At 61.1% G+C, this 14,599-nt stretch carries 12 protein-coding genes; 3 read left to right on the top strand and 9 right to left on the bottom strand.

All coding sequences use genetic code 11. The features are described from left to right. Positions 1 to 388 precede the first annotated feature (388 nt). From M0H32_RS20625 to M0H32_RS20615, 3 genes are read right to left on the bottom strand one after another with little or no spacing between them, the layout of a single operon-like run. Complete coding sequence (locus M0H32_RS20625; RefSeq protein WP_248157225.1) at positions 389 to 1,561, bottom strand: osmoprotectant NAGGN system M42 family peptidase; 1,173 nt, start codon at positions 1,559 to 1,561, stop codon at positions 389 to 391. After that, the gene (gene ngg, locus M0H32_RS20620) at positions 1,558 to 3,285 is read right to left on the bottom strand and encodes an N-acetylglutaminylglutamine synthetase (RefSeq protein WP_425607343.1); all 1,728 of its coding nucleotides are present in this window, start codon (positions 3,283 to 3,285) and stop codon (positions 1,558 to 1,560) included. Before ngg ends, M0H32_RS20625 begins: the two co-directional genes overlap by 4 nt. 60 nt (positions 3,286 to 3,345) lie before the next feature. Continuing rightward, positions 3,346 to 5,121: an N-acetylglutaminylglutamine amidotransferase gene (locus M0H32_RS20615; protein ID WP_248157221.1), complete on the bottom strand. Its 1,776-nt coding sequence runs from the start codon at positions 5,119 to 5,121 to the stop codon at positions 3,346 to 3,348. A gap of 93 nt (positions 5,122 to 5,214) precedes the next feature. Between M0H32_RS20615 and M0H32_RS20610 the strand changes: the two genes are divergently transcribed. Next, positions 5,215 to 5,682, top strand: coding sequence for a MarR family winged helix-turn-helix transcriptional regulator (locus tag M0H32_RS20610; protein WP_345779352.1), 468 nt, complete (start codon positions 5,215 to 5,217; stop codon positions 5,680 to 5,682). 18 nt (positions 5,683 to 5,700) lie between these two features. On the opposite strand, the gene M0H32_RS20605 is transcribed toward M0H32_RS20610, so the two are convergent. After that, on the bottom strand, positions 5,701 to 7,839 hold the full coding sequence (locus M0H32_RS20605; protein ID WP_248157220.1) for a bifunctional diguanylate cyclase/phosphodiesterase: 2,139 nt from the start codon (positions 7,837 to 7,839) through the stop codon (positions 5,701 to 5,703). A 377-nt stretch (positions 7,840 to 8,216) separates the two neighbouring features. On the opposite strand from M0H32_RS20605, the gene M0H32_RS20600 reads away from it, so the two are divergent. Further along, positions 8,217 to 9,641, top strand: coding sequence for a TrkH family potassium uptake protein (locus tag M0H32_RS20600; protein WP_248157260.1), 1,425 nt, complete (start codon positions 8,217 to 8,219; stop codon positions 9,639 to 9,641). Positions 9,642 to 9,682: 41 nt separating this feature from the next. Then, positions 9,683 to 10,387 carry a DNA/RNA nuclease SfsA gene (gene sfsA, locus M0H32_RS20595; RefSeq protein WP_248157219.1) on the top strand — a complete coding sequence of 235 codons (705 nt, stop codon included), beginning with the start codon at positions 9,683 to 9,685 and terminating at the stop codon, positions 10,385 to 10,387. A 277-nt stretch (positions 10,388 to 10,664) separates the two neighbouring features. Here sfsA and M0H32_RS20590 read toward each other — a convergent pair whose 3' ends face one another. The 5 genes from M0H32_RS20590 to M0H32_RS20570 all read right to left on the bottom strand — a co-directional run bounded on the left by M0H32_RS20590 (position 10,665) and on the right by M0H32_RS20570 (position 14,452). Further along, positions 10,665 to 11,348 (bottom strand): L,D-transpeptidase, encoded by a 684-nt coding sequence (locus tag M0H32_RS20590; RefSeq protein WP_248157218.1) that lies wholly within the window; start codon positions 11,346 to 11,348, stop codon positions 10,665 to 10,667. Positions 11,349 to 11,632: 284 nt separating this feature from the next. Further along, positions 11,633 to 12,142 carry a xanthine phosphoribosyltransferase gene (gene gpt / locus M0H32_RS20585; protein WP_248157217.1) on the bottom strand — a complete coding sequence of 170 codons (510 nt, stop codon included), beginning with the start codon at positions 12,140 to 12,142 and terminating at the stop codon, positions 11,633 to 11,635. A 15-nt stretch (positions 12,143 to 12,157) separates the two neighbouring features. Continuing rightward, on the bottom strand, positions 12,158 to 12,901 hold the full coding sequence (locus tag M0H32_RS20580) for a competence/damage-inducible protein A (RefSeq protein WP_248157216.1): 744 nt from the start codon (positions 12,899 to 12,901) through the stop codon (positions 12,158 to 12,160). 73 nt (positions 12,902 to 12,974) lie between these two features. Next, positions 12,975 to 14,177 (bottom strand): FAD-dependent monooxygenase, encoded by a 1,203-nt coding sequence (locus M0H32_RS20575; RefSeq protein ID WP_248157214.1) that lies wholly within the window; start codon positions 14,175 to 14,177, stop codon positions 12,975 to 12,977. 29 nt (positions 14,178 to 14,206) lie between these two features. Beyond that, entirely contained in the window at positions 14,207 to 14,452 is a 246-nt protein-coding gene (locus M0H32_RS20570; RefSeq protein ID WP_248157213.1) for a zinc-finger domain-containing protein, read from the bottom strand. Positions 14,453 to 14,599 lie beyond the last annotated feature (147 nt).

Genomic DNA, 14,599 nt, shown 5'->3' with positions numbered 1-14,599 from the left:
ACTCGGAACGAGCTTCAGATTCAAAAGGGTGACTAGCAAGCATATGTTTCTAGTGTGGTTTTCGAATTTGAAATTCGCTTCGATGGTCGCTGCAACAATGAGGCGAATTTCAAATTCACCACACTAGGGTCAGGACCCATTAATTTGATCGAAATGGCGCAACAAACGGCAACGAGTTGCAAGGAAAAGCGCGAAAAGCGGGCTTCCTGCCCGGTTGAGCGGTTTGACGCAGCAAATCAAAGCCGTTTTGCGTCCCTCCGGGATAGGGTGAATTTGCCCGGCAACGTCGTTGCAAATCTTTTGAAACCGGACGGTTTCCTGCAGCTTTGCGGCTCGTATCCGAACAAATTCATCCCTGCCATTTCACTCAAATTAATGGGTCCTGACCCTAGTCGTTCGCCGGTTCGGGCAGAGGCTCGTCCACTTCCGGGGCGAGGGTCTGGTCGGCATCGGCGGTCGGCTGGCGGGTGAAGCCTTTCAGATCGGCGAATTCGCGCGCGTCACGCTGGATCTCGACCGGGCTGAGGGCATAGCCGGTGGCAAGCTCGGCCAGGGAGCGCAGCGCATGCATGTGGATGCGCTCATAGCCGTGGCTGGCATCGACGCCGAATGTGATCAGAGCGGTGCGCACATCCGCGCCGGCTTCTATCGCGGTGGCAGCATCCGAGCGGTAATAGCGGAACACGTCTTTCTGGAACTTGATGTCATTGTCGCGGCACAGCTGGACCATCTTGCGGGTCAGGTGATAGTCGAACGGGCCGGTCTGGTCGGCCATGGCCACGGTGACGCCGAATTCGTCGGAGTTCTGGCCGGGCGCGGTGGTGCCGTTGTCGATGGCAACCAGCGAGGCAATGTCCGGGGTCAGGATCGACTGGGCGCCATGTCCGGTTTCTTCCGCGATGGTGAACAGCCAGAAGACGTCGACCGTCGGCTCGATCCCGGATTCCACCAGCGCCTTCAAGGCCGCCAGCATCACGGCAACGCCGGCCTTGTTGTCAAGGTGGCGCGAGACGATGAAGCCGTTGTCGAGGAATTCCGGCGCCGGATCGACGGCGACAAAATCGCCGACATCGATACCAAGCCGGTGCAGGTCGTCGGTGCTCTTGGAATAGGCGTCGACGCGCAGCTCGACAAACTCCCAGCCCACCGGCAGTTTGTCGACCTCGTCGTTGTAGGTGTGCCCGGACGCCTTCAGCGGCATGATGGTGCCGGTATAGGCGCCGCTTTCGGAGAAGATGGTGGTCCTGGCACCTTCGGCAAAGCGGGCAGACCAGTGACCGATCGGCACCAGTTCCAGACGGCCGTTTTCCTTAAGACATTTCACCTGGGCACCGAGCGTGTCCAGGTGCGAGACGAAAGCGCGTGCAGGTCGGCGCTTCTTGCCGGAAATACGGGCACGCACGCCACCGCGGCGGGTGATCTCGTAAAAGACGCCGAGCTTCTCCAGCTCCTTGCAGACATGCCGGACGATCTCGTCGGTGTAGCCTGTGGGGCTCGGGATCTTGAGGAGATCCTGGAGCTTTTCCGCCAGATAGGGAATGTCGATGTTCAAAAGGGTCATGTCCCGGCTCTGTTCAAGGTCGTCCTGACGGGCTGCGGCACCGAAAGGGGAAAAAGAAAATCAACGAAACGCTCGGCGGTGGGTTGCGGTTCGTGATTTGCCAGCCCCGGCCGCTCGTTCGCTTCGATAAAGCGATACTCCGGTTGTCGGGGGTCTTTGACCATCAAGTCAATGCCCGTGACCGGAATTTCTATGGCCCTTGCCGCCTTGATGGCCGCATCGATCAAGGTGTGGTGAGTTTCGCCGGTGACATCATGAATGGTGCCGCCGGTGTGCAGATTGGCCGTGCGCCGCACGGGGAGTTTCTGTCCCTCTGGCAGGATATCTTCCAGCGTGAACCCGTTCGCGCTCAGGCAGCGCTGAACCTCGTCGTCGATGACGATTTTGGATTCGCCGCCTGTGGCCGCAGCCCGCCGCCGGGACTGGAATTCGATCAGTTCCTGAATGCTGGCCTTGCCGTTGCCAGTGATTTCCGCAGGCTTGCGCAGGGCCGCAGCGACGACCTTGTAGTCGATCACCACCAGGCGCAGGTCCTGGCCGGTGACGCATTCCTCGACCAGAACGTCGTTGGAAAAGGTGCGGGCAACGTCGATGGCCTCCATGACATCCTCGGCCGTGGTCAGGCCGATCGCGATGCCCTTGCCCTGTTCGCCGCGCGCAGGCTTGACGACCACCGAGCCGTGTTTTTCGAGAAAGGCCGAGATCTCGTCGGCGGAGCCGGCCAGAACCTGGTCGGGCACATCGACGCCGGCGCGCTCGACGATCCGGCGCGTCGTTGCCTTGTCGTCGCAAATCGACATGGCGACCGCGCTGGTGAACTCGCTCAGGGATTCCCGGCAGGCCACGGAGCGTCCGCCATAGGAGAGGCGGAAAAAGCCGCCCTCTGCGTCGATGATCTCCGTCTGGATGCCGCGCCGCCTTGCCTCGTTGACAATGATTGTGGCGTAGGGGTTGAGCTTGTCTTCCAGGGCTGGGCCTGCAAACAGGGCCTCGTTGATGGTGTTCTTGCGCTTGACCGTGAAATAGGGCACGCGCTCGAAACCGAGCTTCTCGTAAAGTCCGATGGCCAGCTCGTTGTCATGCAGGACCGACAGGTCCATATGCGGCACGCCCTTGCCCTTGAAGACTTCCGCAAGGCGGCGCACCAGCGCTTCGCCGACACCTGGAAAGCGCGCCTGCGGCGAGACGGCGAGGCACCAGAGCGAACTGCCCTGATCCGCGCCATTGGTGGCCCGGTTGTGATCGATGCCCATGGCGGTGCCGACGATGGTACCGGTGTCGTCTTCTTCCGCGACGAGAATGGTCGTCGTGCGCGGATCGAGATCCGACCAGAAGAATTCCGGCGGCACGGGCACCATGCCCCGGCTGATATAGAGCTCGTTGATCGCTTCGGCGTCGCTGCGCGAGGACAGGCGCCGGACGGTAAACCCCTTGCGGCGGCTGCGCGCCGGGCGGTAGGTCGACAGGTTAAGCCGGAAGGTGTGGGACGGGTCAAGGAACAGCTCCTGCGGTGCCGAGCCCACCAGCACATGCGGATCGCGGACGTAGAACGCTATGTCGCGCCGGTCGGGCCGTTCGTTGCGCAGCACTTCGACCAGCTTGTCCGTGGCCTGATAGGTGTTGGCAAACACCAGTCGTCCCCAGCCGCAATTGATGTAGCGGTCCTTCTGGGCCTCGGTTTCCTGTTCCAGGCGGTATTCCGGCTTGAGACCGTGTTCGCGCATGCGCTTGAGGCGATGGTCGAAAGCACGTTTCGGCCGGGTTTGCTCATTGTCGGCCAATTGTCAGACCTCCTGTGCCTGCAGCCACATTTCCAGAAGGGCGACCTGCCAGAGTTCGGAACCGCGCAGGGGCGTGATGTATTTGGTCGGGTCGGCGTAGAGCTTGTCGAGATAGGCCTGGTTGAACAGGCCACGTTCCCGTGCCGCCTGGCTGGAAAGCGTGTCGCGCACCATGTCCAGATAGTCGCCCTGGATGTATTTGAGAGCCGGCACGGGGAAATAGCCTTTCGGGCGGTCGATCACCGCGCTCGGGATCACCTTACGGGCGGCTTCCTTCAACACGCCTTTGCCCTCCTGGGCGAGCTTGAACTCCGCCGGGATGCGCCCGGCAAGTTCGACCAGCTCATGATCCAGGAAAGGCACGCGCGCCTCAAGGCCCCAGGCCATGGAATGATTGTCGACCCGTTTGACCGGGTCGTCCACCAGCATGACGTTGGTGTCGAGGCGGAGCGCCTTGTCGACCGGGTCCTCTGCTCCGGTTTGCGCGAAATGGGCCTCGGCAAAGGCAAGGCTCTCGTCGCGGTCGCAGCGATAGGCCGGAGAGACGGCCTCGGCCATCTGTTCTTCCGTGCGGTCGAAAAAGGCGGCGGCATAGTCCTGGGCCGGCCGGTTGGATCCCTGCAATTTCGGATACCAGTGATAGCCGGCAAAGACCTCGTCAGCGCCCTGGCCGGACTGGACCACCTTGATGTGTTTCGAGACCTCCCGGGACAGCAGGTAGAAGCCGATATTGTCGTAGGAGACCATCGGTTCCGACATCGCCCGGATCGCTCCGGGCAGGTTTTCCTGCAGCTGCGAGGACGGGATGAAGATCTGGTTGTGATTGGTGCCGTAGTGGTCGGCGATCAAGTCCGAATACTGGAATTCGTCGCCCTTCTCGCCATGGGCCTCCTCAAAGCCGATCGAAAAGGTCGCCAGGCCCTTCTGGCCCTCTTCGGCGAGGAGGCCGACGATCAGGCTGGAATCGACGCCGCCGGAGAGGAGCACGCCGACCGGCACGTCGGCGACCATGCGCCGGCGGACGGCCGTGCGCAGGCTTTCCAGAACCATGTCGCGCCAATCGTCCGCGCTGCGGGCAAGGTCTTCGGCCGATTTTTCAAAGCCGGGAGCCCAATAGGTGTAGTCGCTGGCGGAGCCGTCTCGCTCAAGCGTGCGCACCGTGGCGGCAGGCAGTTTGCGCACGCCGCTGAGGATCGTGCGCGGAGCGGGCACGACCGCGTGCCAGCTCATATAGTGGTGCAGCGCGACCCGGTCGATCGACGTGTCGATGTTGCCGCCGGCCAGCAGAGCGGGCAGGGAGGAGGCAAAGGCGAGGCGGCCTCCGGCTTCGCTCAGGTAAAACGGCTTGATGCCGAACCGGTCGCGCGCCAGGTGGATGCGGCCGCTTTCATGCTCATGGATGGCAATGGCGAACATGCCGTGAAAACGGGAAAAGCAGTCCTTGCCCCATTCGGCCCAGGCTTTGAGAATGACTTCGGTGTCGCTGGTGGAAAAGAACGCATAACCCTTGCCGGTCAGCTCCTCACGCAGCTCCTGGTAATTGTAGATGCAGCCGTTGAAGACCAGCGACAGGCCGAGCGCCATGTCGGTCATCGGCTGGGCGCCGCGTTCGCTCAAGTCGATGATCCTGAGGCGCCGATGTCCGAAAGCAACCCGGCCGCGTTGGGTGACACCCATGCCGTCCGGCCCGCGCGCTTCCATTGCGTCCGCCATCCGAGAAACCCGGACCACATCCGCTTGCGCATCCCCAAAAACCACTTCGCCGCAAATGCCGCACATATTGACAAATTTCTCCGTTGCTTGAAAAGACGAGCACTATATAGAACTCTAATCATTAGAGTTCAAATGAATAGAGGTGTAATGATGCAGGCGATGGAGTCATCGCAAGTGGTCAAGGCCATCCGTAAGATCGTACGGGCCATTGATCTGCGCTCCAGGGAGGTGTCCAGGCAGACCGGTCTGACAATCCCGCAAATTGTTGTCTTACAAGGCATTCGTGACCTCGGGGAGGTTACTACGAAAGCCCTCTCGGCAAACGCGGATCTCAGCTCGGCAACTGTTGTGACCATTCTCGACAAACTCGAGGAAAAGGGACTGATCGAACGCTATCGGTCGATCTCGGATCGCCGAATCGTCCATGCCAGACTGACCAGCCAGGGGGAGGTTGTCGCCTCCGATCTGCCGGGTTTGTTGCACGACGAATTCGAAAAGAAATTCGACGCCCTCTCGTCGGAGGACCGCAAACAGCTGGTATCGGCCATCGAACGCATCGCTGAAATGATGAATGCGCATCAGCTTGATGCCGCCCCGATCCTGATGACCGGGAAACTGTCCGGATAAACGCCTGGCCCCTGTACGCTAGGCACGCTTCTTGACCGAGTGTCCGGCAGGCGAGCCAAGGCGAGCGGACAATTCGCCTTGAAAAGCTTTGAGCCGGATCTGGACCTCGTCGGCGGGAACCGCCGGCGCGCAGAAATAGCCCTGCAACGCATCGCAGCCATGCCTGATTGCCAGCGTGAATTCTCCTTCAGTCTCCGCGCCTTCGGCAATCACGCGCAGACCCAGGCTGCGAGCGAGGCCGACAATGCCTTGAAAGAGGTGTTCCCTCTGCGGGGTCAAGTCCGCCTCGGCGATGAAGGCGCGATCGATCTTGAGTTCCTGGAAGGGCAGCCGATGCAGATAGATCAGGGAGGAGTAACCGGAACCGAAGTCATCCAGCGACAACTGAACGCCGATCTCCTGCAGCTCGGACAGGATGTCAAGCACGGTCTGTTCGCTGGTGTCGACAAAGACGTTTTCCGTGACTTCCAGGCACAACTTATTGGCCGGCAGATCATAGTCCTCCAATGCCCGCCGCACCGTTGCGGCGAAGCTCGGCTGTCGGAACTGCAGGGGGGACACATTGATCGAGATGTGACCGAAGTCAAATTCCGACAAACGCCATTTGGCGGCTTGGGCACAGGCGGCTTCCAGGACATATTGGCCGAGTTCTATGACAAGACCGGTTTTCTCCGCGACCGGTATGAACTCGCCCGGCGGGATGAAACCGCGTTTTTCGCTTGGCCAGCGGATAAGCGCCTCCAAGCCCAGCAGGTGTCCGTCAGCAGGGCTGACCTGCGGCTGATAGTGCAATTCAAGCTGTCTGGTCTTCAAGGCGGCGCGCAGCAGGGTTTCCGTCAACATCTCCTTCTGGATACGCTCATTCAAAGGTGGAGAGAAGAAGACGTAGCGCGTGCCTTCCTTGTCCTTGGCGGCTCGGAGCGCCAGACCGGCGACCCGGTGCGCGGTTTCGGCGTCTTCGGCATCCTGCGGCAGAAGCGCGATGCCGATGCTCGGCTCGACACGGATCTCGCCTTCTTCCAGATGAAACGGCGAGGAAAGAAGGTCGAGCGCCTGGACGGCATAGTCCTCGGCGATGGCGCCTTTGTTGTCGAAGGGAAGGATGATGCAGAAATCGTCGGCGGAAATGCGCGCAATCTTGGCGCTGGGGCCGAATATGCTGGCCAGTCTCGCATAGGCCTGCAGGAGGACACGATTGCCCACCTGCTGGCCAAAAATGTCGTTCACTTTGGCAAAGCCGTTGAAGTCCAGATGTATGAGCGAGGCCGAGTAGTTTTCCTGTCTGGCTCGCTTGAGCGCCTTGCTCAGGTCCGAGAAATAGCGGGTTCTGTTGCCGGCCGTTGTGACCGGATCGGTGTAGGCAAGCTTGCGGAGTTTGTCCTGGAGGTCGTTGACTTTCTCAAGCCCATGGGCGAGGTCACCGATCTCGTCCTTGCGCTCGGTAAAGGGGATGCTAGTCGGCTGGTCCCCGCCCGCGAGCTCGTCGGCGGTCCGGGCGAGCTGGCGCAAGGGGCGCAATTCCAGGCGCAACAACAGGCCGCCGATGAGAATGACGGCGGTCAGAATGATAATGGCAGCGGTCGTGATCCGGGTCTTCAGGCGGTTTTCCGCCAGCGTCAGATCGTCCACCCAGCCGACATCGACCGCAATGGCTCCCGCGACGCCGCCACCGGGGGCCAGGATCGGCGTCAGATAAGCCAACCGCAGCCGGCCCTGCACGGGAACGTTGCCGACAAAGGGGTGTCCTTTCGCCAGGCTGGCAAAGGCCGGATGGCCGTGACGGATGGAAAAGGCCGGAGGCGGCCCGCCATCTGGTGACCTGAAGGTGGTGGCGAAGCGGTCGAAGGACTGCGCGCTTCCGTTCCATGCAAACAGGTTGGCGGCGCCCTGATTGGTTTTGCCGATGGCCGCCATCAGCTTGTCCAGTGTTTCGCTGGGGGCCAACGCCGAGGTTCCGGCCGCTTCTGCAACGTGAAGGGACAGGGGATTGCCTGCTTCGTCGAACTCCGGATGAAACACGGAATTCGTGCCATAACAGAGGATCGCGACGGCTGCGCGGGCCGCGCGGTCTATCCGGATGGTGGAATTCTCCTGTGTCGTTTTGGAGAGTTCATAATAGCTCAGCCCCGAAACCAGGCCGATGCTGCAGAGCACCATTATGACCAGAATACAACTTATCCGGAATACAAGCGTGTGTAGACCCAGCTGCGAAATTTCACTCAATCCTTGTCATTTTCACGTATATGGAGCTTTTTCCAACATAGCACGTAAAAGTAATCGGTATTCGCTACGAAATCCTGAACGCGCGTCGATAAAATCGGTTGTTCCGCAGGGGAAGTTGTCGGCCAGGGAGAAAGGATCTGCACGTCGGGGAAGGCATCTTCCGGGGAAGGCGCGCGCGCCCCATTGGAAAATGCCCCGAAAGCGGGTAGGACGGTGGGCAGAGGCGGTCAAGTCAGGCCGTGCGGACGACTTGGGAACCGTCCAGTCCGGTTTATTGGGATGATTGCCGTTTGATTTCTCTCCGACCCGTATTGAATGTCCTCGGCTTCCTGTATGTCGGCCTGGCAACCGCCATGCTTATCCCGGCGATTGTCGATGTTGCCCAGAAAAACGCGGACTGGCAGGCCTTTGTCTTTTCGGCGCTTTTGACCGGCATGGTCGGTATGCTGCTGTCGATTGCCGTCGGCGGCTCCCTGCGCGAGGGGCTCGATACGCGTCAGACCTTCATTCTCACCACCCTGGCCTGGACCACGCTTCCGGCTTTCGGAGCCCTGCCGTTCCTGTGGCTCGGAGTTGGCTATGCGGATGCGGTATTTGAGGCCGTGTCCGGCTTTACCACCACCGGTTCCACCGTGCTGACCGGTCTCGACGGTCTGCCGCCGGGGCTTCTGGTCTGGCGCTCGCTGATGCAGTGGATGGGCGGCATCGGCATCGTCGTCATGGCGATCGTGCTGCTGCCGTTCCTCAGGATCGGCGGAATGCAGCTGTTCCAGAGCGAGAGTTCCGACCGGTCCGAAAAGATCGTCAGCCGCTCCGTGGAGCTGATCCGGCTGATCGGCCTGGCCTATCTGTTCCTGACCGTCTCCTGCATCGCGGCCTATCTGGCCACCGGCATTCAGCTGTTCGACGCGTTCAACCACGCCCTCACCACCATTGCGACGGGCGGGTTTTCCACCCATGACCTGTCCTTTGGCTATTTCACCAACCCGGCCTCGGGCTGGGTCGCGATTGTTTTCATGGTGATCGGGGCCTTACCGTTCGTTCTGATTGTGCAGGCGCTGCGCGGGCATCCGCTGCAGCTGTGGCGCGATCCGCAGGTTCGGGCGCTGATCGGTTTCCTGGCTCTGGTCTCACTGACCCTGACGGTCTATCTCGGCATCAACATGCATTTCCCGTTCGACGAGGCTTTGCTGCGGGCAACCTTCAACGTGGTCTCCATTGTCACCGGAACGGGCTACGCGCTTGGCGATTTTTCGCAATGGGGCGCGCCCGTCATCGGCATCACCCTGCTGCTGATGTTCGTCGGCGGCTGTACGGGGTCGACGACGGGCGGCATCAAGATTTTCCGCTTCCTGGTATTTTTCGGGACGGTGCGCGCGCATCTGCGCCGCATGGTGCGTCCGCACCGGATCATGTCCGAGGAATATGGCGGCACACGCCTGACACCGGAACTGTCCTTCTCGGTTCTGGCCTTCCTGGTGGTCTATATGGGCTCCGTCGGCATCATCACGGTGGCCCTGTCGTTTTTCGACCTGGATCTGGTGACCGCGATTTCCGCCGCCGCCACGTCCGTCGGCAATGTCGGCCCGGGTCTCGGTCACATGATCGGTCCCGCCGGTCATTTCGCACCGCTGCCCGATGGCGCCAAATGGCTTTTGTCCTTTGCCATGCTGGTGGGCCGTCTCGAATTGTTCACCGTCCTGGTTCTGCTTGATCCGGATTTCTGGTCCAAGTAGGCCGGTTCCGCTCTTTTCATTTGAAGCAAGGATTGTCCGGCATGAAATTTTCAGCGCCTCTCGTCAGCGGCCGTCTCGTAAAACGGTACAAGCGTTTTCTCGCCGATGTGCTTCTGGATGACGGCGGTGCCATTACAGCCCATTGCGCCAATCCGGGATCCATGCTCGGCCTGAAGGAACCCGGCTCCAGGGTCTGGCTGTCGCAGTCGGACAATCCCAAGCGCAAGCTCAAATATTCCTGGGAAGTGATCGAGGCGGACGGCGCGCTTGTCGGCATCAACACCGCACATCCCAACAAGCTGGTGGAGGAGGCGCTCGAAGCCGGACGCATTGAAGGGCTGACCGGCTATGACAGCCTGCGCCGGGAGGTCAAATACGGCAAGAATTCCCGGATCGATATTCTCCTGGAACGCAGCGAGGGTGCACGGACCTATGTCGAGGTCAAGAACGTGCACCTGATGCGCCAGCCGGGGCTTGCGGAATTTCCCGACAGCGTGACCGCGCGCGGCGCCAAGCATCTGGCGGAACTCGCCGATATGGTGGCGGAAGGACACCGGGCCGCGATGGTGTTTCTGGTCCAACGTCCGGACTGCGACCGGATCAGCCTGGCGGGCGACATTGATCCGGCCTACGCGGCCGCCTTCGAGGCCGCACGTGCCGCCGGTGTCGAGGCCTACGCCATCGGCTGCGATGTGCGCCTGGACGGCATCGATGCGGTCAAAGCGGTGACAATAGCGATCGACTGAGAACTTAGGGTCAGGACTCATTAATTTGGTCGAAATGGCGCAACAAACGGCAACGAGTTGCAAGGAAAAGCGCGAAAAGCGGGCTTCCTGCCCGGTTGAGCGGTTTGACGCAGCAAATCAAAGCCGTTTTTGCGTCGCTCCGGGATAGGGTGAATTCGCCCGGCAACGTCGTTGCAAATCTTTGGAAACCGGACGGTTTCCTGCAGCTTTGCGCCTCGTATCCGAACAAATTCATCCCTACCATTTCACTCAAATGAATGGGTCCTGACCCTAGGCCTCAGGCCTGCCGGACGACGATCGGCGTTCCTTCCGGCACCCGGTTGTAGAGATCGATAACGTCCTGTTGCAGCAGGCGCACGCAGCCTGACGACACGGCCCGGCCGATGGACCAGGGCTGTGTCGTTCCGTGCAGGCGGTAGAGCGTGTCACGGTTGCCTTCGAAAATGTAAAGCGCGCGCGCGCCAAGCGGGTTTTGCGGGCCGGGAGGCATGCCGTCCCGGTATTTCTCCAGCTTCGGTTCGCGGGCAATCATTTCCGCCGGCGGTGTCCAGGTCGGCCAGGCCTTCTTGTGTTGTATCTTTGCCCGGCCGCCCCAGGAGAAGCCGGCCCGGCCGATGCCAACGCCGTAGCGCATGGCCTTGCCGTCCGCCATCGTGAGATAGAGAAACCGGTTGGGAGTGTCGACGACAATGGTTCCCACTGGTTCCGGAGCGGAATAGTCCACCAGCTGACGGTAATAGACGGGATCGATCTTGCTCAGATCGATGGCGGGGATGGGGAATTTCTCTTCCGGCATCGCCCGGTACATCTGGACGTAATCCGTGGCAATGCTGGCTCCGGTCGTTGCCGGAGCGTTGGCCGGTGCCGGGCGCTGCGGCAGCGGTCCGCGATGGTGTCCGGACTGACAGCCGGTCGCCAGGGCCGCCGTCGCGGAGGCGAGGAACAAACGTCGGTTCAGCATTCCGTGTCCCGTTCAGATCCTGCGTGCGAGAGCTCCCGGAGCACGCGTGGTGCGGACCAACCTCTACAGCACTATCGCAACGTCCTATTGAACCGGATTCGCGAGGGCTTGAAACCACCAGAAATCGGTTCTTCCAGACGAAAAAGACCGGTTGGGGCGACTACCCAACCGGTCGTTCGAAACTTTTCGGGATATTTCCGGCTGAAACTCTTCACAGCCGTCACCATCCGGTGCGGCGGTTGACAAAGCGTCAGGGCAGATGCGCTGGTTGCAGGTCTTTGCAATCAGCCGGCGGTGTCCTTGGAAAGCGGCGGCTGGAACTGCCAGCCCATGTCCCACGGGAAATAGATCCACGTGTCCTGGGAAACCTCGGTGATGAAGGTGTCGACCATCGGTACGCCGACCGGCTTGGCATAGACAGTGGCGTAATGGGCCTTGGGCAGCATCTCGCGCACCACCTTCAGGGTCTTGCCCGTGTCGACCAGATCGTCGATCACCAGAACACCGCTGCCCTGGCCTTCCTCAAGGTCGATGACCTTGGGATCGATCGGCTTGATCACCTTGAGCGTGCCCTGGTTGTCATAGTCGTGATAGGAGGCGATGCAGACGGTCTCGATCGTGCGGATGCCCAGTTCGCGGGCGACGATCCCGGCCGGGACCAGGCCGCCTCGGGTGATGCAGACAATGGCCTTCCATTCGCCTTCGCTGGAAAGCCGCCAGGCGAGGGCACGCGAATCCCTGTGGAACATGTCCCAGGAAACCGGGAAGGCTTTGTTTTGTGCGGGGTTTTCCATGTTTTGTCCTTCAGATTATCCCGAGAGATCGGCAACGGCCGCGGCGACGTCCCTGACGGCCGCCTGCAGGACGGCCTCGTCCCGGGACCGAATAACGATCTGGGTGGAGAATTTGCCGTCGCTGGCCCGCGGATAGGAGCCGATCAGCGTTTGTGGATGGGCGTCCTGAATGGCGGACAGCCGTTCGGCGATCCTGCTTTCGGGCATGTCGGCCGCGACGGTTTCGGAGAGCATCTTGGCCCCGGTCTTCAGGGTCGGCGCGACCGCGTCCATCATGGCCTGCATGATCGAGGGTACGCCGGCCATGACGTGGACGTTGCCGATCCGGAAGCCGGGCGCTTTGGAGACCTTGTTTTCGATCAGGTCGGCGCCGTCCGGAATGCGCGCCATGCGCTGGCGGGCCGGGGTGAACTGTCCGGGCGCATAATGGGGTTCCATGATGGCAATGGCCCGGGGGTCGAGGTTCAGCGGTACATCAAAGGCGGCGGCGATGCTTTCCGCGGTGATGTCGTCGTGGGTCGGGCCGATGCCGCCGGACGTGAAGACGTAATCGTATTTGGCCCGGAGCGCGTTGACCGCGCCGACAATCTCTGGCTGTTCGTCCGGGACGATGCGCACTTCCTTCAGGTCGATACCGAGAGAGGTCAGGTAGTCGGCGAGGAAGCCGATGTTCTTGTCCTTGGTGCGGCCGGAGAGGATCTCGTCGCCGATGACCAGAAACGCTGCGGTTACAACGTTGTCTGTCTGCTGACCGGTCATCTTCACTCTCCCTGCACCTGGATGGGGATTGGCTTTATCGCAAGCGACCGCGCGGCTCAAGCAAAAGCGCGGACTATTGTTCGGGCGTCCAGCCATAAATGTCGTCGAAACGGGTCGCCAGCGAGGTTGGTTTCGACAGCTTCATGACGGTGTCGCGCGCAAACGCAAGCGCACCGGAATAGTGGAAGGTGCGGGCATTGCCGAAGGAAATGTTCTGAACCCGCGACACGCGGGACTTGCGGTGGCGTTCATAGGCCCTGAGCGCGGCGGGAATGTTGTCGGTTCCCTTCGGCAGATGCCTGGCCAGGATGGCGGCGTCCTCGATGGCCATGGCGGCTCCCTGGGCCATGAACGGCAACATGGCATGGGCGGCGTCGCCGATCAGGGCGATGTGGCCATGGGACCAGGGCCCGGAGGCATGCACGCTGCAGAGAGCCCATTTCAACCAGTTGTCGGAGGATCTGAGCAGATTGCGGACTTCGGTCGGCCAGTCCCTGAACAGCTTCAGCAGCGTTTCCTGGTCTGCCTTGGCCGACCAGGTTTCGTCCTGCCAGGCTTCCTCGGCCAGCGCGACGATATTGAGTTCCCGGCCGCCGCGCAGTGGGTAATGCACAAGATGCGTTTTTTGGTGCAGCCACAGCCCGGCATCTCCTGCCCAGCGTGTGGGCACGGTGTCGATCGGCACGGTCGTGCGGTAGGCGACCTGGCCGCTGAAATGCGCGTTCCTGTGGCCGGGCACCAGCCGCCGGACCCTGGACCAGACCCCGTCGGCGCCGATCAGCGCCTTGCAGCCTTCATTACCCGTGACCTCGGCGTCCTGATAGATGCAGGTCAGGTGATCGTAGGGCGTTGCGGTCAGGTCGACGACCTCGCTGGACAGACGCAGCGAAATGCCTTCGGTCGCTTCCGCCTTGTTCCGCAGAACCCGTTGCAGGTCGGCCCGGTGGATTTGCCAGAAGGGCTGGCCATGCCGGTCCTTCAGGAACGTGCCCATGCGCACGGTCGCCAGCTGGCGACCGGTCGTACCGGACCAGATGCGCAAATTGTCCGGCGCATAGGCAAAGGGGGCAAGTTCGTCGAGCACTCCGAGCTTGGCGAGGACCGCGCAGGCGTTGGGGGACAGCTGCAGGCCGGCGCCAACTTCCTCCAGCGCGCGCGCCTTGTCCATCACGATGATCTCGTGACCTTGCGCGCGCAAGGCCAAGGCGGCCGCAAGACCGCCTATGCCGGCGCCGGCAATGACAATCGGATGATCAGCCTCACCATTGGTGCTCATGTTGCCGCTCGTGGCTTATGCAGCGGCCGTTAAGCTGCAGCAGGTGTCCAGCTGCAATCGGTTGGCGAGGACTCGCCTGCCTGCAGCGTCGCATCAAACTTGTAGAGCGTCGAGCAATAGGGGCACACGACTTCGTTTTCGGCGCCCATGTCCAGGAACACATGCGGATGGTCAAACGGTGGGTTCGCACCGATGCACATGAATTCGCGCGCGCCGATGGCTACAGAATCGTGTCCGCTTGTATTTTGAAAATGCGGGACGACGTGATCCGCCATTTTGAAAGTCCTTTTGTTTCAAGGGTGGGACCCCGATAGCAAATTTTGCGAACCATAGCCGTTGGTAACATTTCTGGATAGGGGGTTTGTGCCGCGATCCACCGCCGCAGGCGCGTACCGTTTGCCTCGAATTCGGCTTTGCCAATC

The sequence above is a fragment of the Roseibium sediminicola genome, from assembly GCF_023156505.1.
GTDB lineage: Bacteria > Pseudomonadota > Alphaproteobacteria > Rhizobiales > Stappiaceae > Roseibium > Roseibium sediminicola.
The sequence above is the reverse complement of the archived record's forward strand: the minus strand, read 5'-3'. Positions and strand labels throughout refer to the sequence as shown.

Bases quoted from the DNA above. Each gene is read 5' to 3' on its own strand.
- M0H32_RS20625 (WP_248157225.1), bottom strand. From the start codon at position 1,561: ATGACCCTTTTGAACATCGACATTCCCTATCTGGCGGAAAAGCTCCAG.
- ngg (WP_425607343.1), bottom strand. From the start codon at position 3,285: ATGCGCGAACACGGTCTCAAGCCGGAATACCGCCTGGAACAGGAAACC.
- M0H32_RS20615 (WP_248157221.1), bottom strand. From the start codon at position 5,121: ATGTGCGGCATTTGCGGCGAAGTGGTTTTTGGGGATGCGCAAGCGGAT.
- M0H32_RS20610 (WP_345779352.1), top strand. From the start codon at position 5,215: ATGGAGTCATCGCAAGTGGTCAAGGCCATCCGTAAGATCGTACGGGCC.
- M0H32_RS20605 (WP_248157220.1), bottom strand. From the start codon at position 7,839: ATGGTGCTCTGCAGCATCGGCCTGGTTTCGGGGCTGAGCTATTATGAA.
- sfsA (WP_248157219.1), top strand. From the start codon at position 9,683: ATGAAATTTTCAGCGCCTCTCGTCAGCGGCCGTCTCGTAAAACGGTAC.
- M0H32_RS20590 (WP_248157218.1), bottom strand. From the start codon at position 11,348: ATGCTGAACCGACGTTTGTTCCTCGCCTCCGCGACGGCGGCCCTGGCG.
- gpt (WP_248157217.1), bottom strand. From the start codon at position 12,142: ATGGAAAACCCCGCACAAAACAAAGCCTTCCCGGTTTCCTGGGACATG.
- M0H32_RS20580 (WP_248157216.1), bottom strand. From the start codon at position 12,901: ATGACCGGTCAGCAGACAGACAACGTTGTAACCGCAGCGTTTCTGGTC.
- M0H32_RS20575 (WP_248157214.1), bottom strand. From the start codon at position 14,177: ATGAGCACCAATGGTGAGGCTGATCATCCGATTGTCATTGCCGGCGCC.
- M0H32_RS20570 (WP_248157213.1), bottom strand. From the start codon at position 14,452: ATGGCGGATCACGTCGTCCCGCATTTTCAAAATACAAGCGGACACGAT.